The 22857-nt window shown below is 72.0% G+C and carries 24 protein-coding genes and 3 tRNA genes; 5 read left to right on the top strand and 22 right to left on the bottom strand.

Annotation, left to right across the window (positions count from 1 at the left end; translation table 11 throughout):
* Positions 1-38 precede the first annotated feature (38 nt).
* From rplL to P0Y31_RS12885, 7 genes are all read right to left on the bottom strand, one after another.
* Positions 39-428 (bottom strand): 50S ribosomal protein L7/L12, encoded by a 390-nt coding sequence (rplL, locus tag P0Y31_RS12915; RefSeq protein ID WP_275804946.1) that lies wholly within the window; start codon positions 426-428, stop codon positions 39-41.
* An 87-nt stretch (positions 429-515) separates the two neighbouring features.
* Entirely contained in the window at positions 516-1139 is a 624-nt protein-coding gene (gene rplJ / locus P0Y31_RS12910) for a 50S ribosomal protein L10 (protein ID WP_275870033.1), read from the bottom strand.
* Positions 1140-1443: 304 nt separating this feature from the next.
* Complete coding sequence (gene rplA / locus P0Y31_RS12905) at positions 1444-2163, bottom strand: 50S ribosomal protein L1 (protein ID WP_275870031.1); 720 nt, start codon at positions 2161-2163, stop codon at positions 1444-1446.
* 175 nt (positions 2164-2338) lie between these two features.
* On the bottom strand, positions 2339-2770 hold the full coding sequence (gene rplK, locus P0Y31_RS12900; RefSeq protein WP_275870029.1) for a 50S ribosomal protein L11: 432 nt from the start codon (positions 2768-2770) through the stop codon (positions 2339-2341).
* A 65-nt stretch (positions 2771-2835) separates the two neighbouring features.
* On the bottom strand, positions 2836-3651 hold the full coding sequence (locus tag P0Y31_RS12895; RefSeq protein ID WP_275870027.1) for a transcription termination/antitermination protein NusG: 816 nt from the start codon (positions 3649-3651) through the stop codon (positions 2836-2838).
* Positions 3652-3725: 74 nt separating this feature from the next.
* Entirely contained in the window at positions 3726-3995 is a 270-nt protein-coding gene (gene secE, locus P0Y31_RS12890) for a preprotein translocase subunit SecE (protein ID WP_275870025.1), read from the bottom strand.
* Positions 3996-4037: 42 nt separating this feature from the next.
* Positions 4038-4110 (bottom strand) — tRNA-Trp (locus tag P0Y31_RS12885).
* Between the two features lie 215 nt (positions 4111-4325).
* Between P0Y31_RS12885 and P0Y31_RS12880 the strand changes: the two genes are divergently transcribed.
* The 4 genes from P0Y31_RS12880 to P0Y31_RS12865 all read left to right on the top strand — a co-directional run bounded on the left by P0Y31_RS12880 (position 4326) and on the right by P0Y31_RS12865 (position 7990).
* Positions 4326-5630: an aminotransferase class I/II-fold pyridoxal phosphate-dependent enzyme gene (locus P0Y31_RS12880; protein ID WP_275870023.1), complete on the top strand. Its 1305-nt coding sequence runs from the start codon at positions 4326-4328 to the stop codon at positions 5628-5630.
* Positions 5631-5713: 83 nt separating this feature from the next.
* Positions 5714-6217: a DUF5709 domain-containing protein gene (locus P0Y31_RS12875; protein WP_275870021.1), complete on the top strand. Its 504-nt coding sequence runs from the start codon at positions 5714-5716 to the stop codon at positions 6215-6217.
* A gap of 94 nt (positions 6218-6311) precedes the next feature.
* Entirely contained in the window at positions 6312-7358 is a 1047-nt protein-coding gene (locus P0Y31_RS12870; protein ID WP_275870018.1) for an adenosine deaminase, read from the top strand.
* Positions 7359-7429: 71 nt separating this feature from the next.
* A complete protein-coding gene (locus tag P0Y31_RS12865) occupies positions 7430-7990 on the top strand; it encodes a dihydrofolate reductase family protein (protein WP_275870015.1) in 561 nt (186 codons plus the stop codon).
* A 38-nt stretch (positions 7991-8028) separates the two neighbouring features.
* On the opposite strand, the gene P0Y31_RS12860 is transcribed toward P0Y31_RS12865, so the two are convergent.
* From P0Y31_RS12860 to P0Y31_RS12835, 6 genes are all read right to left on the bottom strand, one after another.
* Positions 8029-9102 carry a UDP-N-acetylmuramate dehydrogenase gene (locus P0Y31_RS12860; protein WP_275870013.1) on the bottom strand — a complete coding sequence of 358 codons (1074 nt, stop codon included), beginning with the start codon at positions 9100-9102 and terminating at the stop codon, positions 8029-8031.
* The gene (locus P0Y31_RS12855) at positions 9102-9524 is read right to left on the bottom strand and encodes a MaoC family dehydratase (protein WP_275870010.1); all 423 of its coding nucleotides are present in this window, start codon (positions 9522-9524) and stop codon (positions 9102-9104) included. The genes P0Y31_RS12860 and P0Y31_RS12855 overlap by 1 nt, the downstream gene beginning before the upstream one ends.
* A 2-nt stretch (positions 9525-9526) precedes the next feature.
* Entirely contained in the window at positions 9527-9973 is a 447-nt protein-coding gene (locus P0Y31_RS12850; protein WP_275870008.1) for a MaoC family dehydratase N-terminal domain-containing protein, read from the bottom strand.
* An 89-nt stretch (positions 9974-10062) separates the two neighbouring features.
* Positions 10063-10233 (bottom strand): 50S ribosomal protein L33, encoded by a 171-nt coding sequence (gene rpmG / locus P0Y31_RS12845; RefSeq protein ID WP_091763211.1) that lies wholly within the window; start codon positions 10231-10233, stop codon positions 10063-10065.
* A gap of 128 nt (positions 10234-10361) precedes the next feature.
* Positions 10362-10435: transfer RNA gene (locus tag P0Y31_RS12840), tRNA-Met, on the bottom strand.
* A 33-nt stretch (positions 10436-10468) separates the two neighbouring features.
* Positions 10469-10541: transfer RNA gene (locus P0Y31_RS12835), tRNA-Thr, on the bottom strand.
* Positions 10542-10684: 143 nt separating this feature from the next.
* Here P0Y31_RS12835 and P0Y31_RS12830 point away from each other — a divergent pair.
* The gene (locus tag P0Y31_RS12830; RefSeq protein WP_275870005.1) at positions 10685-13342 is read left to right on the top strand and encodes an AMP-binding protein; all 2658 of its coding nucleotides are present in this window, start codon (positions 10685-10687) and stop codon (positions 13340-13342) included.
* Here the strand turns inward: P0Y31_RS12830 and P0Y31_RS12825 are convergent.
* The 9 genes from P0Y31_RS12825 to P0Y31_RS12785 form a co-directional block, all read right to left on the bottom strand.
* A complete protein-coding gene (locus tag P0Y31_RS12825; RefSeq protein ID WP_275870003.1) occupies positions 13309-14496 on the bottom strand; it encodes an acyl-CoA dehydrogenase family protein in 1188 nt (395 codons plus the stop codon). The genes P0Y31_RS12830 and P0Y31_RS12825 overlap by 34 nt on opposite strands.
* The gene (aroQ, locus tag P0Y31_RS12820) at positions 14496-14936 is read right to left on the bottom strand and encodes a type II 3-dehydroquinate dehydratase (protein ID WP_275870000.1); all 441 of its coding nucleotides are present in this window, start codon (positions 14934-14936) and stop codon (positions 14496-14498) included. Before aroQ ends, P0Y31_RS12825 begins: the two co-directional genes overlap by 1 nt.
* A 104-nt stretch (positions 14937-15040) precedes the next feature.
* Positions 15041-15733 (bottom strand): SRPBCC family protein, encoded by a 693-nt coding sequence (locus P0Y31_RS12815; protein ID WP_275869996.1) that lies wholly within the window; start codon positions 15731-15733, stop codon positions 15041-15043.
* 4 nt (positions 15734-15737) lie between these two features.
* Positions 15738-16592: a xanthine dehydrogenase family protein subunit M gene (locus P0Y31_RS12810; RefSeq protein ID WP_275869994.1), complete on the bottom strand. Its 855-nt coding sequence runs from the start codon at positions 16590-16592 to the stop codon at positions 15738-15740.
* A complete protein-coding gene (locus tag P0Y31_RS12805) occupies positions 16589-19081 on the bottom strand; it encodes a xanthine dehydrogenase family protein molybdopterin-binding subunit (RefSeq protein WP_275869992.1) in 2493 nt (830 codons plus the stop codon). The genes P0Y31_RS12810 and P0Y31_RS12805 overlap by 4 nt, the downstream gene beginning before the upstream one ends.
* On the bottom strand, positions 19078-19557 hold the full coding sequence (locus P0Y31_RS12800) for a (2Fe-2S)-binding protein (RefSeq protein ID WP_275869989.1): 480 nt from the start codon (positions 19555-19557) through the stop codon (positions 19078-19080). The genes P0Y31_RS12805 and P0Y31_RS12800 overlap by 4 nt, the downstream gene beginning before the upstream one ends.
* A 3-nt stretch (positions 19558-19560) precedes the next feature.
* Positions 19561-20802, bottom strand: a complete 1242-nt coding sequence (locus tag P0Y31_RS12795; protein ID WP_275869986.1) for an XdhC/CoxI family protein — start codon at positions 20800-20802, stop codon at positions 19561-19563.
* Positions 20795-21904 (bottom strand): VWA domain-containing protein, encoded by a 1110-nt coding sequence (locus P0Y31_RS12790; RefSeq protein WP_275869984.1) that lies wholly within the window; start codon positions 21902-21904, stop codon positions 20795-20797. The genes P0Y31_RS12795 and P0Y31_RS12790 overlap by 8 nt, the downstream gene beginning before the upstream one ends.
* A gap of 4 nt (positions 21905-21908) precedes the next feature.
* Positions 21909-22802 carry a MoxR family ATPase gene (locus tag P0Y31_RS12785; protein WP_275869981.1) on the bottom strand — a complete coding sequence of 298 codons (894 nt, stop codon included), beginning with the start codon at positions 22800-22802 and terminating at the stop codon, positions 21909-21911.
* Between the last annotated feature and the right edge of the window lie 55 nt (positions 22803-22857).

Genomic DNA, 22857 nt, shown 5'->3' with positions numbered 1-22857 from the left:
CCTTCGTGGTGTTCGGCGCCCGCAGTCGCGGGCTCAGATCACTTGAGCTCGACGGTGGCCCCGGCGCCCTCGAGGGCCTCCTTGGCCTTCTCCGCGGCAGCCTTGTCGACCTTCTCGAGAACGGGCTTGGGGGCGCCGTCCACGAGGTCCTTGGCCTCCTTCAGGCCGAGGGAGGTCAGCGCGCGGACCTCCTTGATGACCTGGATCTTCTTGTCGCCGGCGGCGGTCAGGATGACATCGAACTCGTCCTGCTCCTCGGCGGCAGCGGCCTCGCCGCCACCGGCGGGGGCGCCAGCAGCCGCGACGGCAACGGGAGCCGCAGCGGTGACGTTGAAGGTGTCCTCGAACTGCTTCACGAACTCGGAGAGCTCGATGAGGGTCATCTCCTTGAAGGCCTCAAGGAGCTCGTCGGTGGAGAGCTTCGCCATGGTGGGCGTCCTTTCTGTTCTTACTTCGTATGCCGTGAGTGGCGGTTTTCGTTGGTCGAGCGGTCGGTCTGGGGTCGCCCCCGGACGTCAGCTCTCGTCGCCACCCTCGGCGACGTCAGCGGTGGCCTCGGCCGCGGGGGCCTCGTCCGTGGTCTCCTCGGCAGCCTCGGCGGCGGGAGCGGCGGCAACCGGACCCTCTGCCTCGACCTTGGCGCGCAGCGCGTCGACCACACGGGCCGTCTGCGACAGCGGAGCCGCGAAGAGGTAGACGGCCTGGCTGAGCGACGCCTGCAGGGCACCGGCCAGCTTGGCCAGGAGGACCTCGCGGGACTCGAGGTCCGCGAGCTTCGTGATCTCCTCGGCGGTCAGGGTCTTGCCGTCGAGGACGCCACCCTTGATCACGAGGAGGGGGTTCGCCTTGGCGAAGTCACGCAGGCCCTTTGCAGCCTCGACCGGGTCGCCCTCGACGAAGGCGATGGCGGACGGGCCCTGGAGCTGGCCGTCGAAGGCCGTGACTCCGGCCTCCTTCGCCGCGAGCTCGGTCAGCGTGTTCTTCACGACGGCGAAGGTCGCGTTGCCGCGAAGCGAGTTGCGCAGGTCGGTGAGCTGCTTCACCGAAAGCCCGCGGTACTCGGTCAGCACGGCCGCGCCCGAGGTCCGGAACTTGTCCGTGAGCTCGGCGATGGCTGCAGCCTTGTCAGCCTTTGCCATGTGGCCTCCCTTCCGTAATGAACGACCACACGGCGAGGGCCCACACGAAGAAAGCCCCGGCGCAGGGCACGGGGCACACGGCATACGATCCGGCGGAGCCGGTGCATCCGGTTGAACGTGGCCTGCGCTGGCTGCCCGCTTCGAGCGGGACCTTCGGTCTCGCACCCTGGTGGGCACGCGACAACCGAGCGGTCTCTGGTCAGGGTCAAGGGTACGGGCCGAGGCGCGCAGGACCAAATCGCCCCGGAAGACGCCAGAGCCCGCCACCCCGGGCGGGGCGGCGGGCTCTGGTGACAGGCCGAGATCAGGCGGTGGCCTCGTCCTCGACCAGCAGGTTGCGGGTGCGGGAGGAGTCCAGCGGGATGCCGGGGCCCATCGTGGTGGTCATCGTGGCCTTCTCGATGTAGCGGCCCTTGGACGCCGAGGGCTTCAGACGCAGGACCTCCTCGAGGGCGGCCGCGTAGTTCTCCACGAGCGACCTCTCGTCGAAGGAGGTCTTGCCGATGATGAAGTGGAGGTTCGCGTGCTTGTCGACGCGGAACTCGATCTTGCCGCCCTTGATGTCGGAGACGGCCTTGGCGGTGTCCATGGTGACCGTGCCGGTCTTCGGGTTCGGCATGAGGCCGCGGGGACCGAGCACCTTTCCGAGGCGGCCGACCTTGCCCATCATGTCGGGGGTCGCGACGACGGCGTCGAAGTCGAGCCAGCCGCCGGAGACCTTCTCGATCATGTCGTCGGAGCCGACGTAGTCGGCGCCGGCCTCGCGGGCGGCCTCAGCCTTGTCGCCGTTGGCGAACACCAGGACGCGGGCGGTCTTGCCGGTGCCGTGCGGCAGGTTGACGGTGCCGCGGACCATCTGGTCGGCCTTGCGCGGGTCGACGCCGAGGCGCATGGCGACCTCGACGGTCGCGTCGTACTTGGTGGAGGAGGTCTCCTTGGCCAGACGCACCGCCGCGAGGGGGGCGTAGACCTTGGCCGGGTCGATCTTCTCGGCTGCGGCGCGGTATGCCTTGCTGCGCTTCATTGCTGCTCCTGTGAGTGGTGGTGGAGTTGTGGTGAACGGACCAGCGCTGGTCCTGCCACGGTGTCGGGGAGGTCCCCGACGCTGCTCAGCAGAGGTTGCTGCCCTGGGAACAGGTTGCACCCTGTCCTCGCGGCAGCAACCTCTGCTAGCAGAAGTTGCTGCGTGAGAGAGGTGCTCAGACCTCGGTCTCGATGCCCATCTGGCGGGCGGTGCCGGCGATGATCTTCATGGCGCCGTCGATGTCGTTGGCGTTCAGGTCGGGCATCTTCTGCTCGGCGATCTCGCGGACCTGGTCCTTGCTGAGCTTCGCGACCTTGGTCTTGTGCGGCTCGCCGGAGCCCTTCTGCACGCCTGCGGCCTTCTTGATCAGCTCGGCGGCCGGCGGCGTCTTGGTGATGAAGGTGAAGGAGCGGTCCTCGTAGACCGTGATCTCCACCGGGATGACGTTGCCGCGCTGGGACTCCGTCGCAGCGTTGTACGCCTTGACGAACTCCATGATGTTGACGCCGTGCTGACCGAGGGCCGGGCCGACGGGCGGGGCCGGGGTGGCCGCACCGGCCTGGATCTGCAGCTTGATGAAGCCGGAGACCTTCTTCTTGGGGGGCATTGCTGTCCTTCGCTGGTTGTGGGCCCACGCCTACGGGCGATGACCCGGTTGCAGTGCCTCGTTCGTCAGATCTTGGCGACCTGGTTGAACGAGAGCTCGACCGGGGTCTCCCGGCCGAAGATGGAGACCAGAACCTTGAGCTTCTGGGTGTCGGGGTTGATCTCGGAGATCGTCGCCGGGAGGGTCTCGAACGGGCCCTCCATGACGGTGACGGACTCGCCGACCTCGAAGTCGACGACCGCAGCCTCGCGGGGCTTGCCCGGGGCACCGGCCCCACCGCCGGCCGCGCCGGCCGCGACCGGGGTGCCGAGGTCGGCCGGGGCGAGCATGGTGAAGACCTCGTCGAGGCTCAGCGGCACCGGCTGGTGAGCGTTGCCGACGAAGCCGGTCACGCCCGGGGTGTGGCGCACCGCGCCCCACGACTCGTCGGTCAGGTCCATGCGGACGAGGACGTAGCCGGGCATCCGCACGCGGCGGACCAGCTTCTTCTGGCCGTTCTTGATCTCGGTGACCTCTTCCATCGGCACCTCGGCCTGGAAGATGTAGTCCTCCATGTTGAGGGAGGCGATGCGGTTCTCGAGGTTGGCCTTCACGCGGTTCTCGTAGCCCGCGTAGGAGTGGATGACGTACCAGTCGCCGAACTGGCTGGCGAGCTTGTCCTTGAACTCCTTGACCGGGTCCACGGGGGCCTCGTCGACGCCCACGAGGGCCTCATCGACGTCCACGGGGGCCTCGTCGGCCGCGGCAGCCGCCTCGGTGGTCTCGTCGGCCTCGGTGCCCACGGGCGCGTCGGTCTCGGTGTCGGGGGTCGCGACGTCCTCGACGGGCTGCTCAGTGCCGGTGGCGACGTCGTCGCTCTCGGTGGTCCACTGGTCGGACACGCTGATGACCTACTTCCTTGAAATGTGTCGCCGGGGTTGCTGCCCCGTGAGGGCGGCGGCGGAGCCCTCGAGGGCTAGCCGCCGAAGACCCACAGGACGAGCTTGGTGAAGGCGAAGTCCAGCGCGGACACCAGGGCCATCATGAACACCACGAACACGATCACGACGATCGTGTAGTTCACCAGCTCCGAGCGCGTCGGCCGGACGACCTTGCGCAGCTCGTCCAGGATCTGGCTGACGAACAGGCTCAGGGAGCGGAAGAACCGGGAGACCGGGTTGCCGCGCTTGTCGCTCCTGCGACTGGCGCGACCAGAGTCGCGGGTCTCCGCGCTCACGTCCGTCACGATTCCTCTTCTCGCTGGCCTGGGTACTGCTCGTCGTTGTCGCAGGGCAGGAGGGACTCGAACCCCCAACCGCCGGTTTTGGAGACCGGTGCTCTACCAATTGAGCCACTGCCCTACGGAACCCGCCAAGGGGTGACCGGTTCCGGGAGGCTGTTCCGACTTCCCTCCCCACGCCCTTCGCGGGCACGGCGGAAGCATGGTCGGAGTCAACCGATGCAGAAGCATACGTGACGGGCGCCCCCGGATGCGAACTCGCCCGACACGGCGAGCGGTGACCGCGCTGCGGACAGCACCGCACGGCATACCGGCGTCTCTGCGAGCATGGCCTGCGTGACCGAGCAGACCGCACCCGCCAGCCGCACGCCCGTCGCCGAGCTCTCCCCCGACCAGCTCGAGGCCTTCGCCCAGGAGCAGCGCACGGCGTATGCCGCGCTGCAGGAGCGGGGCCTGAAGCTCGACCTCACCCGCGGCAAGCCGGCACCGGCCCAGCTCGACCTCGCCGAGGAGCTGCTCGCCCTCCCGCACGGCCACGTGGACGCCAGCGGCACCGACGTGCGCAACTACGGCGGCCTGCAGGGGCTGGCCGAGCTGCGCGACATCTTCGGCGAGCTGCTGCGGGTCGACCCGGCGCAGCTCGTGGCCGCGGGCAACTCCAGCCTGACGCTGATGCACGACTGCCTCGTCGACCTGCTCCTGCACGGTGCGGTCGACTCGCCGAGGCCGTGGTCGCAGGAGGAGAAGGTCACCTTCGTCTGCCCCGTGCCGGGCTACGACCGCCACTTCGCGATGCTCGAGCACCACGGCATCGACATGGTCACCGTGCCGATGCGCCACGACGGGCCCGACGCGGAGGCCGTGGCGCGGCTGGTGGCCGACGACCCCAGCATCAAGGGCATGTGGATCGTGCCGACCTACGCCAACCCGGCCGGTTCGGTGACCACCCAGGAGGTGGCCGCCCGCCTGGCCTCGATGGAGACGGCGGCCCCCGACTTCAAGATCTTCTGGGACAACGCCTACGCCTTCCACCACCTGACCGCCGACGAGGCCAAGAGCGCCGACGTGCTCAGCCTGGCGTCGGCCGCCGGCCACCCGCACCGCCCGGTCGTGTTCGCGTCGACCTCCAAGATCACGTATGCCGGCGCAGGCGTCGCCTTCCTGGCCGCCTCACCGGAGAACATCGCCTGGCACCTCGGCCACCTCGCGAAGCGTTCCATCGGCCCGGACAAGGTCAACCACCTGCGTCACGCCCAGTTCTTCGGCTCGGCCCAGGGCGTGCGCGACCACATGGCCCGGCACCGCGAGATCATCGCGCCGAAGTTCGCCGAGGTGGAGCGGGTGCTCAGCGAGCGGCTCGGCGGCCTCGGCATTGCGAGCTGGACCCGGCCCAAGGGCGGCTACTTCGTCAGCCTCGACGTGCTGGACGGCACCGCCTCGCGCGTCGTGGAGCTCGCGAAGGAGGCCGGCATCGCGCTGACCCCGGCCGGTGCGTCCTTCCCCCACGGCGACGACCCCGACGACCGCAACATCCGCCTGGCCCCGACCTTCCCCGTGCTCGAGGAGGTCACCACGGCGATGGAGGCCGTGGCGACCTGCGTGCTGCTGGCGGCGGCCGAGGCGCAGGGGCAGCGCGGCTGAGCGGCTGAGCGGCTGCGCGGAAGGCCCGGGGCAGAGCCCTTGGTCCCTTTGCGCCTTCCTGTGACCCGTCACAGACTGGCCCCATGAGCGATCAGCCAGGACGCGAGAGCATCGAAGACGACATCGCCAGCTACAGCGTGGACGACGAGGGGCAGCTCCAGCCCTCCGACACCCTCGAGCAGGCTGACGTGGCCGACGAGCTCGACCGCGGCTACTCCCCGCCGGAGCGGCCCCGCGGCGTCGAGGCCTTCGGCACCACCGCCGAGGAGCAGCACCAGGGCGAGAGCCTGGAGCAGCGCATCCGGCAGGAGGAGCCCGACCCCAACTCCGCCTACGGCGCGCCCGACAACGAGAGCGGGCTCGACGACGAGGACGACCGGGTCGGCGGTGACGACCCCGACTCCATCGCGGCCGAGGACGACTTCATCGGCGACGCCGAGGTGGGCGACCAGCGGGCCGGACGCCTCGTCGCCCCGGACGAGGGGTCGCACGAGGACGTCGACCACGAGATGGTCGGTCGCGACGTCGGCGTGAACGGGGCGGCCGCCTCGGCCGAGGAGGCCGCCATGCACATCATCGAGGAGTAACCACCCCTCTCACCCCGACGGGGCCTGCGCCGACTCACCAGATTCTCGAGCACGGTTCGGGCCCCGTCGGCGTGCCGGGTGACAGACTGCGGGCATGCCGCGTCCGGTGACCGCGCTCCCCAAGGCGCACCTGCACCTGCACTTCACGGGCTCGATGCGGGTGCAGACCCTGCGCGAGCTCGCCGACAAGCACGGCATCCGACTCCCCGAGTCCCTGCTCGGCTTGTGGCCACCGCACCTGAGCGCCCGCGACGAGCGCGGGTGGTTCCGCTTCCAGCGGCTCTACGACGCCGCGCGCGCGTGCGTCCGCGACGAGGCCGACATGCGGCGCATCGTGCGCGAGGCAGCCGAGGACGACACCGCCGAGGGATCCCGCTGGCTGGAGATCCAGGTCGACCCGACCTCCTACGCCCCCTTCGTCGGGGGCATCACCCCGGCGCTGGAGATCGTGCTCGACGAGGCCCGAGCCGCCTCCGCCCGGGGCGGCGCCGAGGTCGCCGTCGTGGTGGCGGCCAGCCGGATCCGGCACCCCCTCGACGCGCGGGTCCTGGCGCGGCTGGCCGCGCAGCACGCCGGCGAGGGCCCGGGCGCGGTCGTGGGCTTCGGGCTGAGCAACGACGAGCGGCGCGGCGTCACCGAGGAGTTCGCCCACGCCTTCCGGATCGCCCGACGGGCGGGGCTGGCGCTGGTCCCGCACGCCGGGGAGCTGCTCGGGCCGGCCGCCGTCGAGGCCACGCTCGAGTCGCTGTGGCCGGACCGGCTCGGGCACGGCGTGCGCAGCGTCGAGGACCCGCGGGTGCTCGAGCTGGTCGCCGAGAGCGGCGTCGCCCTCGAGGTGTGTCCGGGCAGCAACGTCGCCCTCGGGGTCTACCCCTCACCCGAGGAGGTGCCGCTGCGCACGATCGTCGAGGCCGGGGTGCCGGTGGCCCTCGGCGCCGACGACCCCCTGCTCTTCGGCTCGCGTCTCGCCGCGCAGTACGAGACGGCGCGGGAGGCGCTCGGCTTCGACGACGCCGAGCTGGCCGCGCTCGCCCGGGGGTCGCTCCAGGCCAGCCGGGCGCCCGAGGCCGTCACCAAGGCCGCCCTCGCCGACGTCGACGCCTGGCTGGGCGACTCCCCCGGCGCGACCGCTCCCTCGTGAACCGGTGACTCCCCGCGGGGCCGCCGGTCTAGGTTGGTGACACACGAACCACACCTGGCGAGGAGCGCAGCATGGGCCGGATCGTCTCCAACTTCTTCATCTCCCTCGACGGCGTCGTCGAGCGGCCCGACCAGTGGCACTTCCCCTACTTCGACGACGCGATGGGCAAGGTCATCGAGAAGGGGATGGAGACCACCGGCGCCTTCCTGCTCGGCCGACGCCTCTACGACGAGTGGTCGGAGTACTGGCCCCAGCAGGGAGAGGAGGTCCCGTTCTCGTCCTTCATCAACAGCCTGCCGAAGTACGTCGTCTCCCACCGGGCCTTCGACCCCACGTGGCAGAACACGACCCTCGTCACCGGGCCTGACGACGCCAGCGTCGCCGAGCAGGTGCGGGGTCTCAAGGAGCAGGTGGACGGCGACATCACCCTCTCCGGTTCGGCGACCACCGTGCGCTGGCTGATGGCGCAGGGCCTACTCGACGAGCTCGCCCTGCTGGTGCACCCCATCGCCGTCGCCGAGGGCCAGCGGCTCTTCGAGGGCACGGGCACGGTGCCGCTGCGGCTGCTGTCCTGCGACACGCTGCCGACCGGGGTGCTGCACCTGCGCTACGCCCCGAAGACCCCCGCCTGAGGGACTGCCCCGCTGGAAGCTGTGTCCCACCCTGGGCCTCATATTGCGTGTCCCACGAAGACCGGCTCGTTGACCAGGGTCACCCCGAAGGCATCCCGCACGCCGTCGCGGATCTCCCGAGCGAGCGCGGCGACGTCGTCCGCCTTGGCGCCACCGCGGTTGGTGATCGCCAGCGTGTGCTTGGTCGACAGCGCGGCCGGCCCGGGCAGGCCGTAGCCCTTGCCGAACCCTGCCTTGTCGATGAGCCAGGCGGCGCTGGTCTTGACGTTGCCATCCGGGTCGGCGAAGCGCGGCGGGGGCGGCCCCTGCGAGCCCAGCCGCTCGGCGGCCCGGGCCTCGAGGGCGTCGAACTCCTCCACGCGCAGGATCGGGTTGGTGAAGAACGACCCGCACGACCAGGTGTCGTGGTCGGCCGGGTCGAGCACCATGCCGCGGGCCCGTCGCTGCTCCAGCACCGCCTCGCGGGCGTCCGCCAGCGGGACGCGGTCACCGGTCTCGACCCCGAGCTGGCGGGCGAGGTCGGCGTACCCGACCGGCTGGGACAGCTCTCCGGGGATGAGCTGGAAGAGGACGTCGAGGACGACGTAGCGGGTGTGCGACTTGAAGATCGAGTGCCGGTAGGTGAAGGCGCAGTCGAGGTTGCTGAAGGTCCGGACCCGCTGCTCGTGCCGGTCCCAGACCCGCACGGAGGCGATCGTCTGGGCCACCTCCTGCCCGTAGGCGCCGACGTTCTGCACCGGGGTCGCACCGGTGCAGCCCGGTATGCCGGACAGCGCCTCGATCCCCGACCAGCCCTCGGAGACGGCGCGGGACACGAGCTGGTCCCAGCCCTCGCCGGCGGCGACGCGCACCATCACCCCGCCGCACAGGTCTGCGGACTCCACCGTGACCCCGGAGGTGGCGATCCGCACCACGGTGCCGGGGAAGCCCTCGTCGGAGACCACGAGGTTGGAGCCGCCGCCGACCACGAGCAGCGGCTCGTCGGCGTCGTCGACCTCGCGCACGGCGTCGACGAGCTCGTCGGTGGTCTCGACCGTCACCAGCCGCGCGGCCGGCCCACCCACCCGCATCGTGGTCAGCCCCGACAGCGGGACCTCGTGCTCCTCGCGCATCAGTCGAGCTGCACGACGGCGATGCAGCGACCGAGGACCTTCTCGCCCCGGCAGGTGGTGGTCACCTCGACCGTCGCCCGTCGGGTCTGCTCGTCGAGCGACTTCACCACCGCGTTGACCTCGACCTCGGCGCCGTCGGCGGGAACGACCACCGGCTTCGTGAAGCGCGTGCCGAACTCGACGACCCGGCCGCCGTCACCGGCCCACTGCTCGACGACCGCCCCCGAGGCGCCCATCGTCCACATGCCGTGGGCGATCACGTCCGGCAGGCCCACGGACCTCGCGAAGGCCTCGTCCTGGTGGATCGGGTTCTGGTCGCCGGAGGCCGCGGCGTAGGCCACCAGGGCCTCACGGGTGACCGGGATGGCCACCGGGCCGAAGGTCTCGCCCACCGTGGTCTCGCTGAACGTGCGCACGGCCATGCTCACTCCCCTCCCCTGACGACGATGGTCGAGGTCGACGTGCACAGCGCCTCGCCGTCCCCGGTCGCGAGCTCGGTGCGGGTCGTGACCATGGAGTGGCCGCCCGCCGCCCGCACGCTGTCGACCGTGAGGGTGCCGACCACCTCGTCGCCGGCCGTGATCGGCCGGTGGTGGACGAACCTCTGCTCGCCGTGCACGACCCGGGAGAAGTCGATGCCGGCCTCCGGGTCCTCGACCAGCTGCCGGTCGCACTGCTGGGCCAGGGTCACCGCGAAGGTGGGCGGCGCGATGACGTCGCGGTAGCCCGCGGCGCGGGCCGCGTCGGCGGAGGTGTGCACGGGGTCGGCGGACCCGATCGCGGCGGCGAACGCCGCGATGCTCGCCGCGTCCACGGCATACGGGCCACTGGGCGGGTAGGTGCGCCCCGCGAAGTCAGCGTTGACGGACATGGCGCCCACTCTATGGGGACCGGCCGGGCACACGACAAAGCCGCCCGGGACCAGGGGTCCGGGGCGGCTGTCGAAGCTGGGGAGTGCGCTCAGCGGGTCTCGCGGTGCACCGTGTGACGGCCGTCGCGGGGGCAGAACTTCTTCATCTCCAGGCGGTCGGGGTTGTTCCGACGGTTCTTCTTGGTGATGTAGTTGCGCTCCTTGCACTCCGTGCACGCCAGAGTGATCTTGGGGCGGACGTCTGCGCTCTTGCTAGCCACGGGGCAACCTGCTCTCGAACTTCACTTGACGGTGGGTCTGTCGGGCCGGTCACGCCAGGACGCGGCGACGCAACAGAATACGCGACCAGAGGCCGTTTGTTGAAATCACGGCCCTGACATCACGGCAGTAGCGGGGGCGGGCATCGATCCCGCGACCTCACGATTATGAGTCGTGCGCTCTAACCATCTGAGCTACCCCGCCTCGGGGCGCGGCGCCGGTCAGCGCCAATCCCAGAGCCCCCTGTCGGAATCGAACCGACGACCTTTTCCTTACCATGGAAACGCTCTGCCGACTGAGCTAAGGGGGCCTTCTCGCAACCCGCCCGAGGGCAAGCGCGTGAGTGCGTCGGGAAGACTACACGGGTAGCGGGCCACAACTGAAATCGGGCCGTCGAGGGGCTTCCGTGCGGCATTTTGTTTGGTAAGGCTTACCTCACCTACACTCGCCCGCGTGACACTCTCCCCCACCCGTCCCGCCACGCTGCCCGCCGGTTTCGCCGCGGGCCTCGCGCGTCACGGCGACCGGCCGGCCCTGGTCGCCGGGGACGGCTCGCGGATCACCTACGCAGAGCTGTCGCGCCGGGTGGCCCAAATGGCCGACCGGCTCGGCGAGGGGCGCCGCCTCATCCTCGTGGCGGGCGGCAACACCGTCGACACGGTGACGACCTACCTCGCCGGGATCTGCGCCGGGCACGTGGTGCTGCTGGCCGGCGACCGGCCGGAGCAGCTGCCGGCACTGCTCGACGCCTACGACCCCGACGTCGTGGCCACCGACGCCGGCGGCTCGTGGTCGCTCGCGCACCGGCGGTCGGGCTCGGCCCATGACCTGCACCCCGACCTGGCGCTGCTGCTGAGCACCTCCGGCTCGACCGGCTCGCCCAAGCTCGTGCGCCTCTCGCACGACAACCTGCAGTCCAACGCCGAGTCGATCGCCGAGGTCCTCGGAATCCGCGCCGACGACCGGGCCGCGACGACCCTCCCGCTGCACTACTCCTTCGGGCTGTCGGTGCTCAACAGCCACCTGGCCCGAGGGGCCAGCCTGCTCGTGACCGACCTGTCGGTGGTCGACCCCTGCTTCTGGCGGCTGTTCCGCGACGAGGGCGCCACCACGCTCGCCGGGGTGCCCCACACCTTCGAGCTGCTCGAGCGGGTCGGCTTCTCCTCGATGGAGCTGCCGCGCCTGCGCGCCGTGCTCCAGGCCGGCGGCCGCCTCGGGCCACAGAAGGTGAGGGAGTATGCCGCGCTCGGCCGCGAGCGCGGCTGGGACCTCTTCGTCATGTACGGCCAGACCGAGGCCACCGCCCGGATGGCGGTGCTCCCGCCGGACCTCGCCCTGGAGCGGCCCGAGTCGATCGGCCGGGCCATCCCGGGCGGCTCCTTCCGGGTGGAGCCGCTCGACGACGTGGCGGACGGTGACGTCGGAGAGCTGGTCTACACCGGACCCAACGTGATGATGGGCTACGCCCGCACGCCGGCGGACCTCTCCGCCGGGCCCGAGCTCGACGAGCTGCGCACCGGCGACCTGGCCAGGCGCCTCCCCGGCGGGCTCTACGAGGTCGTCGGCCGCACGAGCCGGTTCGCCAAGATCGTCGGCCTGCGGGTCGACCTCGATCACCTCGAGCGGCTGCTCGAGCAGCGCGGCGTGCCCGCACGGTGCGCCGACGCGGGCGGCACCGTGGTGGTGGCCACGGTCGCTCGCTGCGACGAGGCAGCCCTGGGCGCCGAGCTCGCGCGCAGCTGTCGGCTGCCCGCCCGGTCGGTGCAGGTGGTCGCGGGGCACGAGCTGCCGCTGCTGCCCAGCGGCAAGCCCGACTACCGCGCCATCGCCGCGCTCGCCCGGCCCGCCACCGGTCCCGCCGTCGCGCCGGACACCGCCGCTGCGGACAGCCTGCCCGGCCAGCTGGTGACCCTCTACGCCGAGCTGCTCGGCCGACCCGACGCCACCGCGGAGAGCTCGTTCGTCGAGCTCGGGGGCGACTCGCTGTCCTACGTCGAGGTCTCCCTCCGCCTGGAGCACCTCCTCGGGTCGCTCCCCGGCGACTGGCACCTGCGGCCGGTGGCCGAGCTCGCCGCGGTCGCGGCGGCGCGGGTGGACCCGCCTGCCTCGGACCGCCTCCGGTGGCGGCCCTGGCGCGGATGGCGCGAGGTCGAGACCGGCATCGTGCTGCGCGCGGTCGCGGTGCTGCTCATCCTGGCCAACCACACCCACCTCGCGGACGTGCCCGGCGGGGCGCACACCCTGCTGCTCGCCGCCGGTTGGAACTTCGCCCGCTTCCAGCTGACCCCCCGGGAGCGGTCCGCCCGGGTGCGGGGCATCCTCCGCAGCGCCACCCGGGTGCTCGTGCCGAGCGCGGTCTGGATCGGCGGCCTCGTCCTGGTCGCCGACGGCTACTCCTGGCACAACCCCCTGATGCTCAACCAGGTGCTCGGCGACCACGCGCAGTGGTCTGACCAGTGGCACTTCTGGTTCATCGAGGTGCTGCTCTACTTCCTCGTCGCGCTCGCGGGCCTGCTCGCCGTCCCGGCCCTCGACCGCGCCGAGCGTCGCTGGCCCTTCGGGATCGCGCTGGGGCTGGTCGGCCTCGGGCTGCTGAGCCGCTACGCCGTCGTGGTGCCGGACGCCGGCCCCTACCGCGGCGCCACGGCATACGTGCTGGTCTGGCTCTTCGCGCTCGGCTGGGCCGCGCAGAAGGCCTCGTCGACGTGGCAGCGCCTCGCCGTCTCCGCACTGCTGGTGGCGACGGTGCCCGGCTTCTGGGACGCCATGCCGGGCCGCGAGGCGACCATCATCGTCGGCGGGCTGCTGCTGCTCTGGGTGAAGGGGATCCGGCTGCCGCGCTGGGCGGGGGCGGCCGCCGGCACGGTCGCGAGCGCCTCGCTCTACATCTACCTGACGCACTTCATGATCTACCCACCCCTGATGGCCTACAGCTCACCGCTGGCCATGGCCGCCTGCGTCACATTCGGCGTCGCCTACTGGAAGGCCGTCCTGCGGGTCGGCCAGGTCGCCGCGCCCCTGTGGTCAGCAGTCCGGGCGCTGGCGGCCGGGCTGCGGCCGGGCGGCTCCCCGCTGCGTCAGCGGAAGGCCGACTCGCCCGTCAGCGCCTGACCGATGACGAGGGTGTGCATCTCGACGGTGCCCTCGTAGGTGAGCACCGACTCGAGGTTGTTCATGTGGCGGATCACCGGGTACTCCAGCGAGATCCCGTTGGCGCCCAGGATCGTCCGGGCCGTCCGGCAGATCTCGAGGGCCTCACGGATGTTGTTGAGCTTGCCCAGGCTCACCTGTTCGGGCCGCAGGGTGCCGGCGTCCTTGCGCCTGCCCAGGTGCAGGGCGAGCAGCAGGCCCTTGGTGTACTCCACCGCCATGTCGGCCAGCTTCTGCTGGGTCAGCTGGAAGGCGGCGATCGGGCGGCCGAACTGCACGCGCTCCATGGAGTAGCGGCGCGCGGTGTCCAGCGAGGACCGGGCGGCGCCGAGCGCGCCCCAGGCGATGCCGTAGCGGGCCTCGTTGAGGCAGGACAGCGGACCCTTGAGGCCGCGCACCTCGGGCAGGACGGCGTCGGCGGGCAGCCGCACCCCGTCGAGCACCAGCTCGCTGGTGACCGACGCCCGCAGCGACAGCTTGTGCTTGATGAGCGGGGCGGAGAAGCCGGAGGTGTCGGTGGGGACCACGAAACCGCGGATGCCGCCGTGCTCCTCCCCCGCCTGCGCCCAGACCACGGCGACGTCGGCGACGGAGCCGTTGGTGATCCACATCTTCCGGCCGTCGAGCACCCAGTCGTCGCCGTCGCGGCGGGCGCGGGAGCGCATCGAGCCCGGGTCGGAGCCGTGGTCGGGCTCGGTGAGGCCGAAGCAGCCGATCGCCTCGCCGGTGGCCATCCGGGGCAGCCACTGCTGCTTCTGCTCCTCGCTGCCCCAGCGCCAGATGGCGTACATCGCGAGTGAGCCCTGCACGGAGACGAGCGAGCGCACACCCGAGTCGGAGGCCTCCAGCTCGAGGCACGCCAGCCCGTACTCGGTCGCCGTCATGCCCGCGCAGCCGTAGCCGGTGAGGTGCATCCCGAGCAGGCCGAGGGAGCCGAACTCCCTTGCCAGGCCACGGATGTCGTCGACCTCGCCGCGCTCGAACCAGCCGGCGACGTAGGGGTCGACGCGCTCGGCACACAGCCGGCGCACCGAGTCCCGGACGGCCCGCTCGTCGTCGGAGAGCAGGTCGTCGACGCCGGCGAGGTCCATGGGGTCCAGCGGCGGACGGGCCATCACCGCACCAGCTCGGCGATGCGGGCGATGGCCAGCTCGTAGCCCTGCGTGCCACACCCCACGATCACGCCGTCCACGACGGCGGAGAGGTAGGAGTGGTGCCGGAACGCCTCGCGCGCATGGACGTTGGAGATGTGGACCTCGATGACGGGCACGGCCACGGCGGCGACCGCGTCGCGCAGCGCGACCGAGGTGTGGGTCAGCGCGCCGGCGTTGAGGACGATCCCCGCGGCACTCGTGCGCACCTCGTGGAGGGCGTCGACGAGGACGCCCTCGTGGTTGCTCTGCCGGAAGTCGACGGACAGCCCGGCGTCCGCCGCCGCGGCCCGGCAGCGCTTCTCGACGTCGGCGAGCGTCTCGTGGCCGTAGACCTCCGGCTCCCGCTCCCCGAGCAGGTTGAGGTTCGGGCCGTTGAGGACGACGACGGTCTGCTCCGCCACTGCTGCACCTCCAGGTCAGCCGGTATGCCGTGGGCGCGCCTGCGCCTGGCCTGCTGGGCTCACAGTAGGGCACCGCCTGCGGGCGCCCACGGCACCGGCGGGCGTCACCGCCGTCGCCGCCGCATGAGCCAGACGACCACGAGGAAGACCAGCGCGCCCACCGCCAGCTGGGGGCCGTAGGCCCTCAGCAGCGCCGGGCCGACGGTGCCGCCGAGGCTGATGGCGTCTTCGCCGGTCACGGGCCCGCCCGTCCGTGGCACCCCCGTCGGCCCCGGTGCCGGCGACACCGGCACCGGCGCCGTCGGCTGGGCCGCCTGCGGCTGCTCCTCCGGCGCGGCCACAGCCTCGACCGCCGGGGCGAGCCGGCCCTCGATGCAGTCGATGAACTGCTGCAGGAGCTTGTCGGAGACGTCCTGCATGACGCCGCGGCCGAACTGTGCCGGCTTGCCGGTGACGCTCAGGTCGGTCCTCACGTCGGCCCGCGTGGCGGTCTCGCCGTCGGGGACGAGCGAGATGGTGACGGTGGCACCGGCCGTGCCGTTGCCCCGCTTGTCCTTGCCCTTGGCCTCGATCACGGCACGGCGTGCGACGTCGTCACGCTCGACGAAGGAGCCGGACCCGGCATACAGCATGGCGATCGGGCCGAGCTTGACCTTGACGGTGCCCGAGAAGCCCGCGTCGGTCACCTCGGTCACCGTTGCACCGGGGAAGCAGCTGCCGACCACCTCGAGGTCCATGAAGGTCTGCCACGCGTCGTCGACCGAGCCGGGCACCGTGAAGCTGTGGGTCAGCTCCACGGGGTCACGCCCCCGCCGCCGCGAGCACCGCCCGGCGGGTCAGCACCGTCGCGAGGTGCCGCCGGTAGTCGGCGCTGCCGTTGAGGTCCGAGGGCGGGTCGGTGCCCTCGGCGGCCGCGGCGCAGGCCTCGCGGACGGCGTCCTCGGTGGCCGGCTTCCCGACCAGGGCCCGCTCCACCGCGGTGGCGCGCAGCGGGGTGGACCCCATGTTGGTGAGCCCGACCTTGGCCTGCGCGATGGCGCCGCCCTCCACCCGCACCGTCGCGCCCACCGCCACGATCGACCACTGGTGGGCGACGCGGACGAACTTCTCGTAGTGGGCACCCCAGCCGGTGTGCTTGGGCACCCTGATCCGCGCTAGCACCTCACCCTCGCCGACCGCCGTCTCGAAGAGGTCGCGGAAGAAGCCGTCGGCCGCCACCATCCGCTCGCCGTCGGGGCCGGCGATGACGAACTCGGTGTCGAGGGCGAGGGCCGGCGCGCCGACGTCGCCGGCCGGGTCCGCGTGGACGAGCGCGCCGCCCACGGTGCCGCGGTGGCGGATCTGCGGGTCGGCGACCTCCTTGATGGCCCTCGCGAGCAGCGACGCGTGCTCGCGGACGGCGTCACTGGCGAGCACATCGGCATACGTGGTCATGGCGCCGATGACCAGGTGGCCGCCTTCCTCGGTGATCCCGCGCAGTTCCTCGATGCGGCCGAGGTCGATGACCGTCTGCGGCGCGTTGAGTCGCATCCGCAGGATGGGCAGCAGGCTCTGGCCGCCGGCGAGGACCTTGCCGTCGTCGCCTGCCTCGGCGATCGCGCGCAGCGCCTCCTGCAGCGTGGTGGGTGCGGTGTAGTCGAATGCGGCGGGGATCACTGGCCCGCTCCCTTCTGCTCGGCCTGGGGCAGGTCCTGGTTGGGGGCGCCCTCGTCGAAGTGCGGCTGGGGCCCACCGGCGACGCCGGTGCCGCCCGCCGAGGCGCCCGCCGCCTGGATCGCCTTCCACACGCGCTCCGGCGTGCACGGCATACGGACGTCGTTGACCCCCATCGGTCGCAGCGCGTCGACGATCGCGTTGACCACGGCCGGTGTGGAGGCGATGCAGCCCGCCTCCCCCACGCCCTTGGCGCCGAGGTCGTTCGTGCTCGACGGCGAGGTGGTGTTGTCGGTGACGAAGCTGATGGTGTCAGCCGAGGTCGGAAGGGTGTAGTCGACGAACGAGCCCGACACGAGGGTGCCCTGCTCGTCGTAGACCGCCTCCTCCCACAGCGCCTGCGCGATGCCCTGGACCAGGCCGCCGTGCACCTGCCCCTCGACGATCAGGGGGTTCATGATGTTGCCCACGTCGTCCACGCTGACGTAGCGGCGCATCGTCACCTGGCCGGTCTCGGTGTCCACCTCCGCCGCGCAGAGGTGGGTGCCGTGCGGGAACGAGAAGTCCACGGGGTCGTAGGTCGCGTCGGCATCGATCGTGGGCTCCACGCCCTCCGGGAGGTCGTGGCAGGTGAAGGCCTCCCACACGACCTCGGCCATCGTCTTTCCCTTGTCGGTGCCCCTCACGGCGAAGGTCCCGTTCGCGAACTCGATGTCCTCGACCGCCGCCTCGAGCAGGTGCGCGGCCACGGGCTTGGCCTTCTCGATGACCTTGTCGGCCGCCAGGACCAGGGCTTGACCCCCGACGACGAGCGACCGGGAGCCGTAGGTGTCGAGCCCCCGGTTGGCGACCTGGGTGTCGCCGTGCAGCACCTCGATGTCGTCGAAGGGGACCCCGAGGCGGTCGGCGACGATCTGGCTCCAGACCGTCTCGTGGCCCTGCCCGTGCGGGGAGGTGCCCGTGACGACCTCGACCTTGCCGGTAGGCAGCATCCGGATGGAGGCGTGCTCCCAGCCTCCGGCCGCGTAGCGCAGAGCGCCGAGGACCCGCGAGGGCGCGAGGCCGCACATCTCGGTGAAGGTGCTGGTGCCGATGCCGAGCTGGACCGGGTCGTTGCGGTCACGGCGCTCCTGCTGCTCACGCCGCAGGGCGTCGTAGTCGAACAGCTCCTTGGCGCGCGCGGTCGCCGCCTCGTAGTTCCCGGAGTCGTAGGTCATGCCGGCCACCGTCGTGAACGGGAACTCCTCGTGCCTGATCCAGTTCATCTCGCGGATCTCGAGGGGGTCGACGCCGACCTCGGCCGCCAGCTCGTCCATGAGCCGCTCGATGGCGAAGGTCGCCTCCGGCCGCCCGGCCCCGCGGTAGGCGTCGGTCCACGTCTTGTTGGTGAAGAGGTTGGTGCACGTGAAGTGGTAGGCGGGGAACTTGTAGATCGCGTTGAACATGAACGCCCCGAGGATGGGGATCCCGGAGGTGACCAGGCCGAGGTAGGCACCCATGTCGGCGAGCAGCTCGACCTTCAGGCCGGTGACCTTGCCCTCGCGGGTCGCCGCCAGCGTCAGCTTCTGCCACTGGTCGCGGCCGTGGTGGGCGGACACGAGCGACTCGCTGCGCGTCTCGGTGTACTTGCAGGGCTTGCCGGTGTGCCGGGCGGCCAGGACGGTGACGACCTCCTCGGGGGTGTGCTGGAGCTTGCCCCCGAAGCCGCCCCCGACGTCGGGCGCGATGACCCGGATCTTGCTCTCGGGGATGCCGAGCACCAGGGCGGTGAAGATCCGCACGAAGTGCGGGACCTGGGTGGCCGACCAGATGGTGAGCTGCTCCCCGGTGGGGTCGCAGACGACCGAGCGCGGCTCCATGAACGCCGGGATGAGCCGCTGCTGTCGGTACTCGCGCTCGATGACGATGCCGTCCGAGCGGGCCGCGGCGATGGCGTCGTCCACGCGGCCACCCGTGCCCGCCTCAGCAGAGTCGTAGGTCCAGACGGCGCTCGTGTTGGTGCCGAGGTCCGGGTGGGCGAGCGTCTCGTCCCTGACGGCCCTCTTGAGGTCGAGCACCGCCGGCAGCTCCTCGTAGTCGACGTCGACGAGCTCGGCCGCGTCGCGCGCGAGCGCCGCCGACCTGGCGACGACGACGGCGACGATCTCGCCGGCGAACGCGACCCGGTCCACCGCGATCGCGGGGTGGGCCGGGGCCTTCTGGTCCTCGGTGATCGGCCAGGCGCAGGCCATGCTGCCCTGCAGGTCCTTGACGTCCTCGCCGGTCAGCACCGCGAGCACACCGGGGGCAGAGCGCGCGGCGGAGGCGTCGATGCCGGTGATCCGCGCGTGGGCGAAGGGGCTGCGCACCATCGCCAGGTGCTGCATCCCCGGGAGCTGGATGTTGTCGGTCCACTTCGTGCGGCCGGTGATGAGGCGCTGGTCCTCCTTGCGCCTGCGGGCCCGGCCGATCTCACGCACGGGCGACTCCACGTGCTCCTCGGTCGTGGTCATGACGCCCCTCCCTCGCTGCCGGCGCCGGCCACCTGCTGCACGGCCTTGACGATGTTGTGGTAGCCGGTGCAGCGGCACAGGTTGCCCTCGAGCCCCTCGCGGATCTCCTGCTCGGAGGGGTGCGGGTTCTCGTTCAGCACGTCGATGGCCTGCATGATCATCCCGGGCGTGCAGTAGCCGCACTGGAGCGCGTGGCACTCGTGGAACGCCTGCTGCATCGGGTGCAGCCGGCCGTCCGTGGCCAGACCCTCGATCGTGGTCACCTCGTGCCCGTCCGCCTGCACGGCGAGGACGTTGCAGGACTTCACGCTGCGGCCGTCGAGGTGGACGGTGCACGCGCCACAGTTGCTCGTGTCGCAGCCGACGACGGTGCCCGTCTTGCCGAGCTGCTCGCGCAGGTAGTGGACCAGCAGCGTGCGCGGCTCCACCTCGTCGGAATAGCTGACGCCGTCCACGCGGACGTTGATGCGGGTCATCGATCACTCCTTTTTTGAGGTGGTGCTGGGCGAGGTCGTGCCGGACACGGTGGTGCCGGACGTGGTGGAGCCCGCCGCCGCCGGCTCCGGCGGCTCGGTGGGCAGGGGGTGCTCGTGGTGGTGGATCGGCCCGTCGAGGGTGGCCAGCCGGTCACCGCGGCCGCCCCATTGGAGGGCGATGATCTCTGCGGCGATGCTGATGGCCGTCTCCTCCGGTGTGCGGGCGCCGAGGTCGAGGCCGATGGGGCTCGACAGCCGTGCGAGCTCGTCCTCGGTGAGCCCTGCCACCCTCAGCCGCTCCAGCCGGTCGTGGTGGGTGCGCCGCGAGCCCATGGCGCCGATGTAGGCCACCGCCGGGAGTCGCAGGGCCACCTCGAGGAGGGGCACGTCGAACTTGGGGTCGTGGGTCAGGACGCACAGGACGGTGCGCTCGTCGACGCGGCCGGCCTCGACCTCGTCGGCGAGGTAGCGGTGCGGCCAGGTGACGACGACCTCGTCGGCGGAGGGGAAGCGGCTCGCGGTGGCGAACACGGGACGGGCGTCGCAGACCGTGACCTGGTAGCCGAGGAACTTGCCCACGTGGGCGACCGCCGCAGCGAAGTCGATGGCCCCGAAGACCAGCATCCGCGGTGCGGGGGCGAAGGAGGAGACGAAGACCCGCATCCCCTCGCCGCGCCGCTCCCCGTCGGGTCCGTAGGTCAGCGTCTCGGTGCGCCCCGAGGCCAGCAGCCCCCTGGCGTCGTCGGCCACGGCGTCGTCGGCCCGGCTGCTCCCGAGGGTGCCGGCCCGCTCGACCGGGGACCCTTCCGGGTGCACGACCAGCCGGCGGCCGATGTGCCCGGGGTCCGGGTGGTCCACGACCGTGGCGACGGCGACCGGGCGCCCGGCCTCGATGTCGTCGGCCACCTCGCCGAGCTCGGGGAAGGTCTCCTGGCTGACCTCCTCGACGAAGACGTCGAGGATCCCCCCGCAGGTCAGCCCCACGGCATACGCGTCGTCGTCGCTGACGCCGTAGCGGCGCAGCGCAGCCGGCGACCGGCCCTGGAGGACCTCCTGGGCGGACTCGTAGACCGCCCCCTCTACGCAGCCGCCCGAGACGGAGCCGACCGCCTCGCCGCCGGGTCCCACGAGCATGGCCGCGCCGGCGGGCCGGGGAGCGGACCGGAACGTCGCGACCACCGTGCCCACACCCACGCGCTCCCCTGCGCGCCACCAGTGCATCAGCTCGGTCAGCACGTCACGCACGAGCCACCACCTCCAGGAGCTCCTCGAACGTGGCCATCGAGTGGCCCGCCACGAAGTCGTCGACGTAGGGCAGGGCGGCCGCCATGCCCTGCTGGAGCGGCTGGTAGCCGGTCTTTCCCCGGTGCGGGTTCACCCACACCACGCGGTGGGCCAGCGCCTGCAGCCTGCGCATCTGCTCGGCGAGGGCTCCCGGGTCGCCGCGCTCCCAGCCGTCGCTGAACACCACCACCACCGCCCCGCGCGCCATGCCCCTGCGGCCCCACCGGTCGAGGAAGGCGCGCAGCCCGTCGGCCAGCCGGGTGCCGCCGGACCAGTCCGGGACCACCGCCCCCGCCGCCACGATGGCCCGCTCGGGGTCGCGGTGGCGCAGGCTGCGGGTGACGTGGGTGAGCCGGGTGCCCATGGTGAACACCTCCACCTCCAGCCCGGCCGCGGCGTAGGTGTGGGCCAGCCGCAGCAGGGCGTCGGCGTAGGGGCTCATCGAGCCGGACACGTCGATCAGCAGCACCACCCGCCGGGCGCGGTGCCCACGACGCCGCCAGCGCACCGAGCCGGGCTCGCCCATGCGGCGCAGCTGGGTCCGCAGCGTCCGGCGGGCGTCCACCGTGCCCCGACGCCACGGTTCGTGCCGGTGCGCGCGGCGCCGTGGCGAGCGCGGGTGCAGCCGGGCGAAGAGGGCGTGCAGCTCGGCGCGCTGCCGGGGGCTGAGCGTCGCGACGTCCCGGTGCCGCAGCACCTCCGTGGCGCTGGCCAGCGCCCGGACCACGTCCTCGTCCTCCGACGGCGCACCCCCGGACCGCGTCGACTCGCCGAGGCCGGCCACGGTGACCGTGCGGCGCGCCCGCGGCGGCGCCGTCCCGGTGGCGCCGGGGCGCCCGCCGAACCACGCGGCATACACCTGGTCGTAGCGCTCGAGGTCGTCCGGGCTGCCGCAGAGGCAGGCGCGGCCCGCCCAGTAGGTGGCCGCGCGGTCCTGCAGGCCGACCTCGGCGACTGCCTCGAGGTAGGTGCGCTCCCGGTCGGCCGTCACGGGCACCCCGGCGGCGCGCAGCGCACGGGCGAAGCCGAGCAGCAGCTCGTCGGGCGCGTGCACCTCGGCCATCGCCCTACCGCCCGATGATCCGCTCGAGGGCGACCCGCACCCGCTCGGCGTCCTCGTGGTACTTCACGGCCACCCCCACCGTCTGGGCCGTCGTCTCGAGGTCGAGGTCCGTGGTGCCCATCTCGTGCAGCGCCCGGGCCCAGTCGAGGGTCTCGGCCACGCCCGGTGGCTTGAGCAGGTCCTCCTCCGCGCGCAGCCGCTGGACGACGCCGACCACCTGCTCGGCCAGGTGGTCGCTCACCTCCGGCGCGCGGCTGCGCACGATGGCCAGCTCGCGCTGCAGGCTGGGGTGGTCGATCCAGTGGTAGAGGCAGCGGCGCTTCAGGGCGTCGTGGAGCTCGCGGGTGCGGTTCGAGGTCAGGACGACCACGGGCGCGGTCGCCGCGGTGATGGTGCCCAGCTCGGGGATGGTGACCTGCCAGGTGGAGAGCACCTCGAGCAGGAAGGCCTCGAACTCGTCGTCGGCGCGGTCCACCTCGTCGACGAGCAGCACCGCGGGTGCCTCGCGCAGCGCGCGCAGGACCGGCCGCGACAGCAGGAACCGGTCGGCGAACAGCTCGTCCTCGACCGCAGCCACGTCCGTATGGCTCTCGGGCGCCACCGCCTGCAGCGCGCGCAGGTGCAGGATCTGGCGCGGGAAGTCCCAGTCGTAGAGGGCCTGGGTGGCGTCGATCCCCTCGTAGCACTGGAGCCGGATCAGGGGCAGCTCGAGGGCCTGGGCGATGGCCTCGGCCAGGGCCGTCTTGCCGGTGCCCGGTTCGCCCTCGAGCAGCAGCGGACGTCCGAGCCGCAGCGACAGCCAGGTCACCGTGGCGAGCGCGTCGTCGACGAGGTAGCCCGTCCCGCCCAGCTGCCTCGCCAGCTCGGCGGCTGACGAGAACGCTTCCCTGGGCTCCATGGGCCCAGCATTGCCGACAACCGCGGGCGGGGTGAAGTCCTTGACCGAAGTCGGG

Origin of the sequence: Knoellia sp. 3-2P3 (assembly GCF_029223115.1) — a bacterium.
In the GTDB taxonomy this organism is placed as follows: Bacteria; Actinomycetota; Actinomycetes; order Actinomycetales; family Dermatophilaceae; genus Pedococcus_A.
Note: the sequence above shows the minus strand (reverse complement) of the source record. Positions and strands in the feature narration are given on the sequence as shown.

Excerpts from the sequence above, each read along its gene's own strand:
- rplL (WP_275804946.1), bottom strand. The coding sequence starts at position 428 with ATGGCGAAGCTCTCCACCGACGAGCTCCTTGAGGCCTTCAAGGAGATG.
- rplJ (WP_275870033.1), bottom strand. The coding sequence starts at position 1,139 with ATGGCAAAGGCTGACAAGGCTGCAGCCATCGCCGAGCTCACGGACAAG.
- rplA (WP_275870031.1), bottom strand. The coding sequence starts at position 2,163 with ATGAAGCGCAGCAAGGCATACCGCGCCGCAGCCGAGAAGATCGACCCG.
- rplK (WP_275870029.1), bottom strand. The coding sequence starts at position 2,770 with ATGCCCCCCAAGAAGAAGGTCTCCGGCTTCATCAAGCTGCAGATCCAG.
- P0Y31_RS12875 (WP_275870021.1), top strand. The coding sequence starts at position 5,714 with ATGAGCGATCAGCCAGGACGCGAGAGCATCGAAGACGACATCGCCAGC.
- P0Y31_RS12870 (WP_275870018.1), top strand. The coding sequence starts at position 6,312 with ATGCCGCGTCCGGTGACCGCGCTCCCCAAGGCGCACCTGCACCTGCAC.
- P0Y31_RS12865 (WP_275870015.1), top strand. The coding sequence starts at position 7,430 with ATGGGCCGGATCGTCTCCAACTTCTTCATCTCCCTCGACGGCGTCGTC.
- P0Y31_RS12860 (WP_275870013.1), bottom strand. The coding sequence starts at position 9,102 with ATGCGCGAGGAGCACGAGGTCCCGCTGTCGGGGCTGACCACGATGCGG.
- P0Y31_RS12855 (WP_275870010.1), bottom strand. The coding sequence starts at position 9,524 with ATGGCCGTGCGCACGTTCAGCGAGACCACGGTGGGCGAGACCTTCGGC.
- P0Y31_RS12850 (WP_275870008.1), bottom strand. The coding sequence starts at position 9,973 with ATGTCCGTCAACGCTGACTTCGCGGGGCGCACCTACCCGCCCAGTGGC.
- P0Y31_RS12825 (WP_275870003.1), bottom strand. The coding sequence starts at position 14,496 with ATGGCCCGTCCGCCGCTGGACCCCATGGACCTCGCCGGCGTCGACGAC.
- P0Y31_RS12805 (WP_275869992.1), bottom strand. The coding sequence starts at position 19,081 with ATGACCACGACCGAGGAGCACGTGGAGTCGCCCGTGCGTGAGATCGGC.
- P0Y31_RS12800 (WP_275869989.1), bottom strand. The coding sequence starts at position 19,557 with ATGACCCGCATCAACGTCCGCGTGGACGGCGTCAGCTATTCCGACGAG.
- P0Y31_RS12790 (WP_275869984.1), bottom strand. The coding sequence starts at position 21,904 with ATGGCCGAGGTGCACGCGCCCGACGAGCTGCTGCTCGGCTTCGCCCGT.
- P0Y31_RS12785 (WP_275869981.1), bottom strand. The coding sequence starts at position 22,802 with ATGGAGCCCAGGGAAGCGTTCTCGTCAGCCGCCGAGCTGGCGAGGCAG.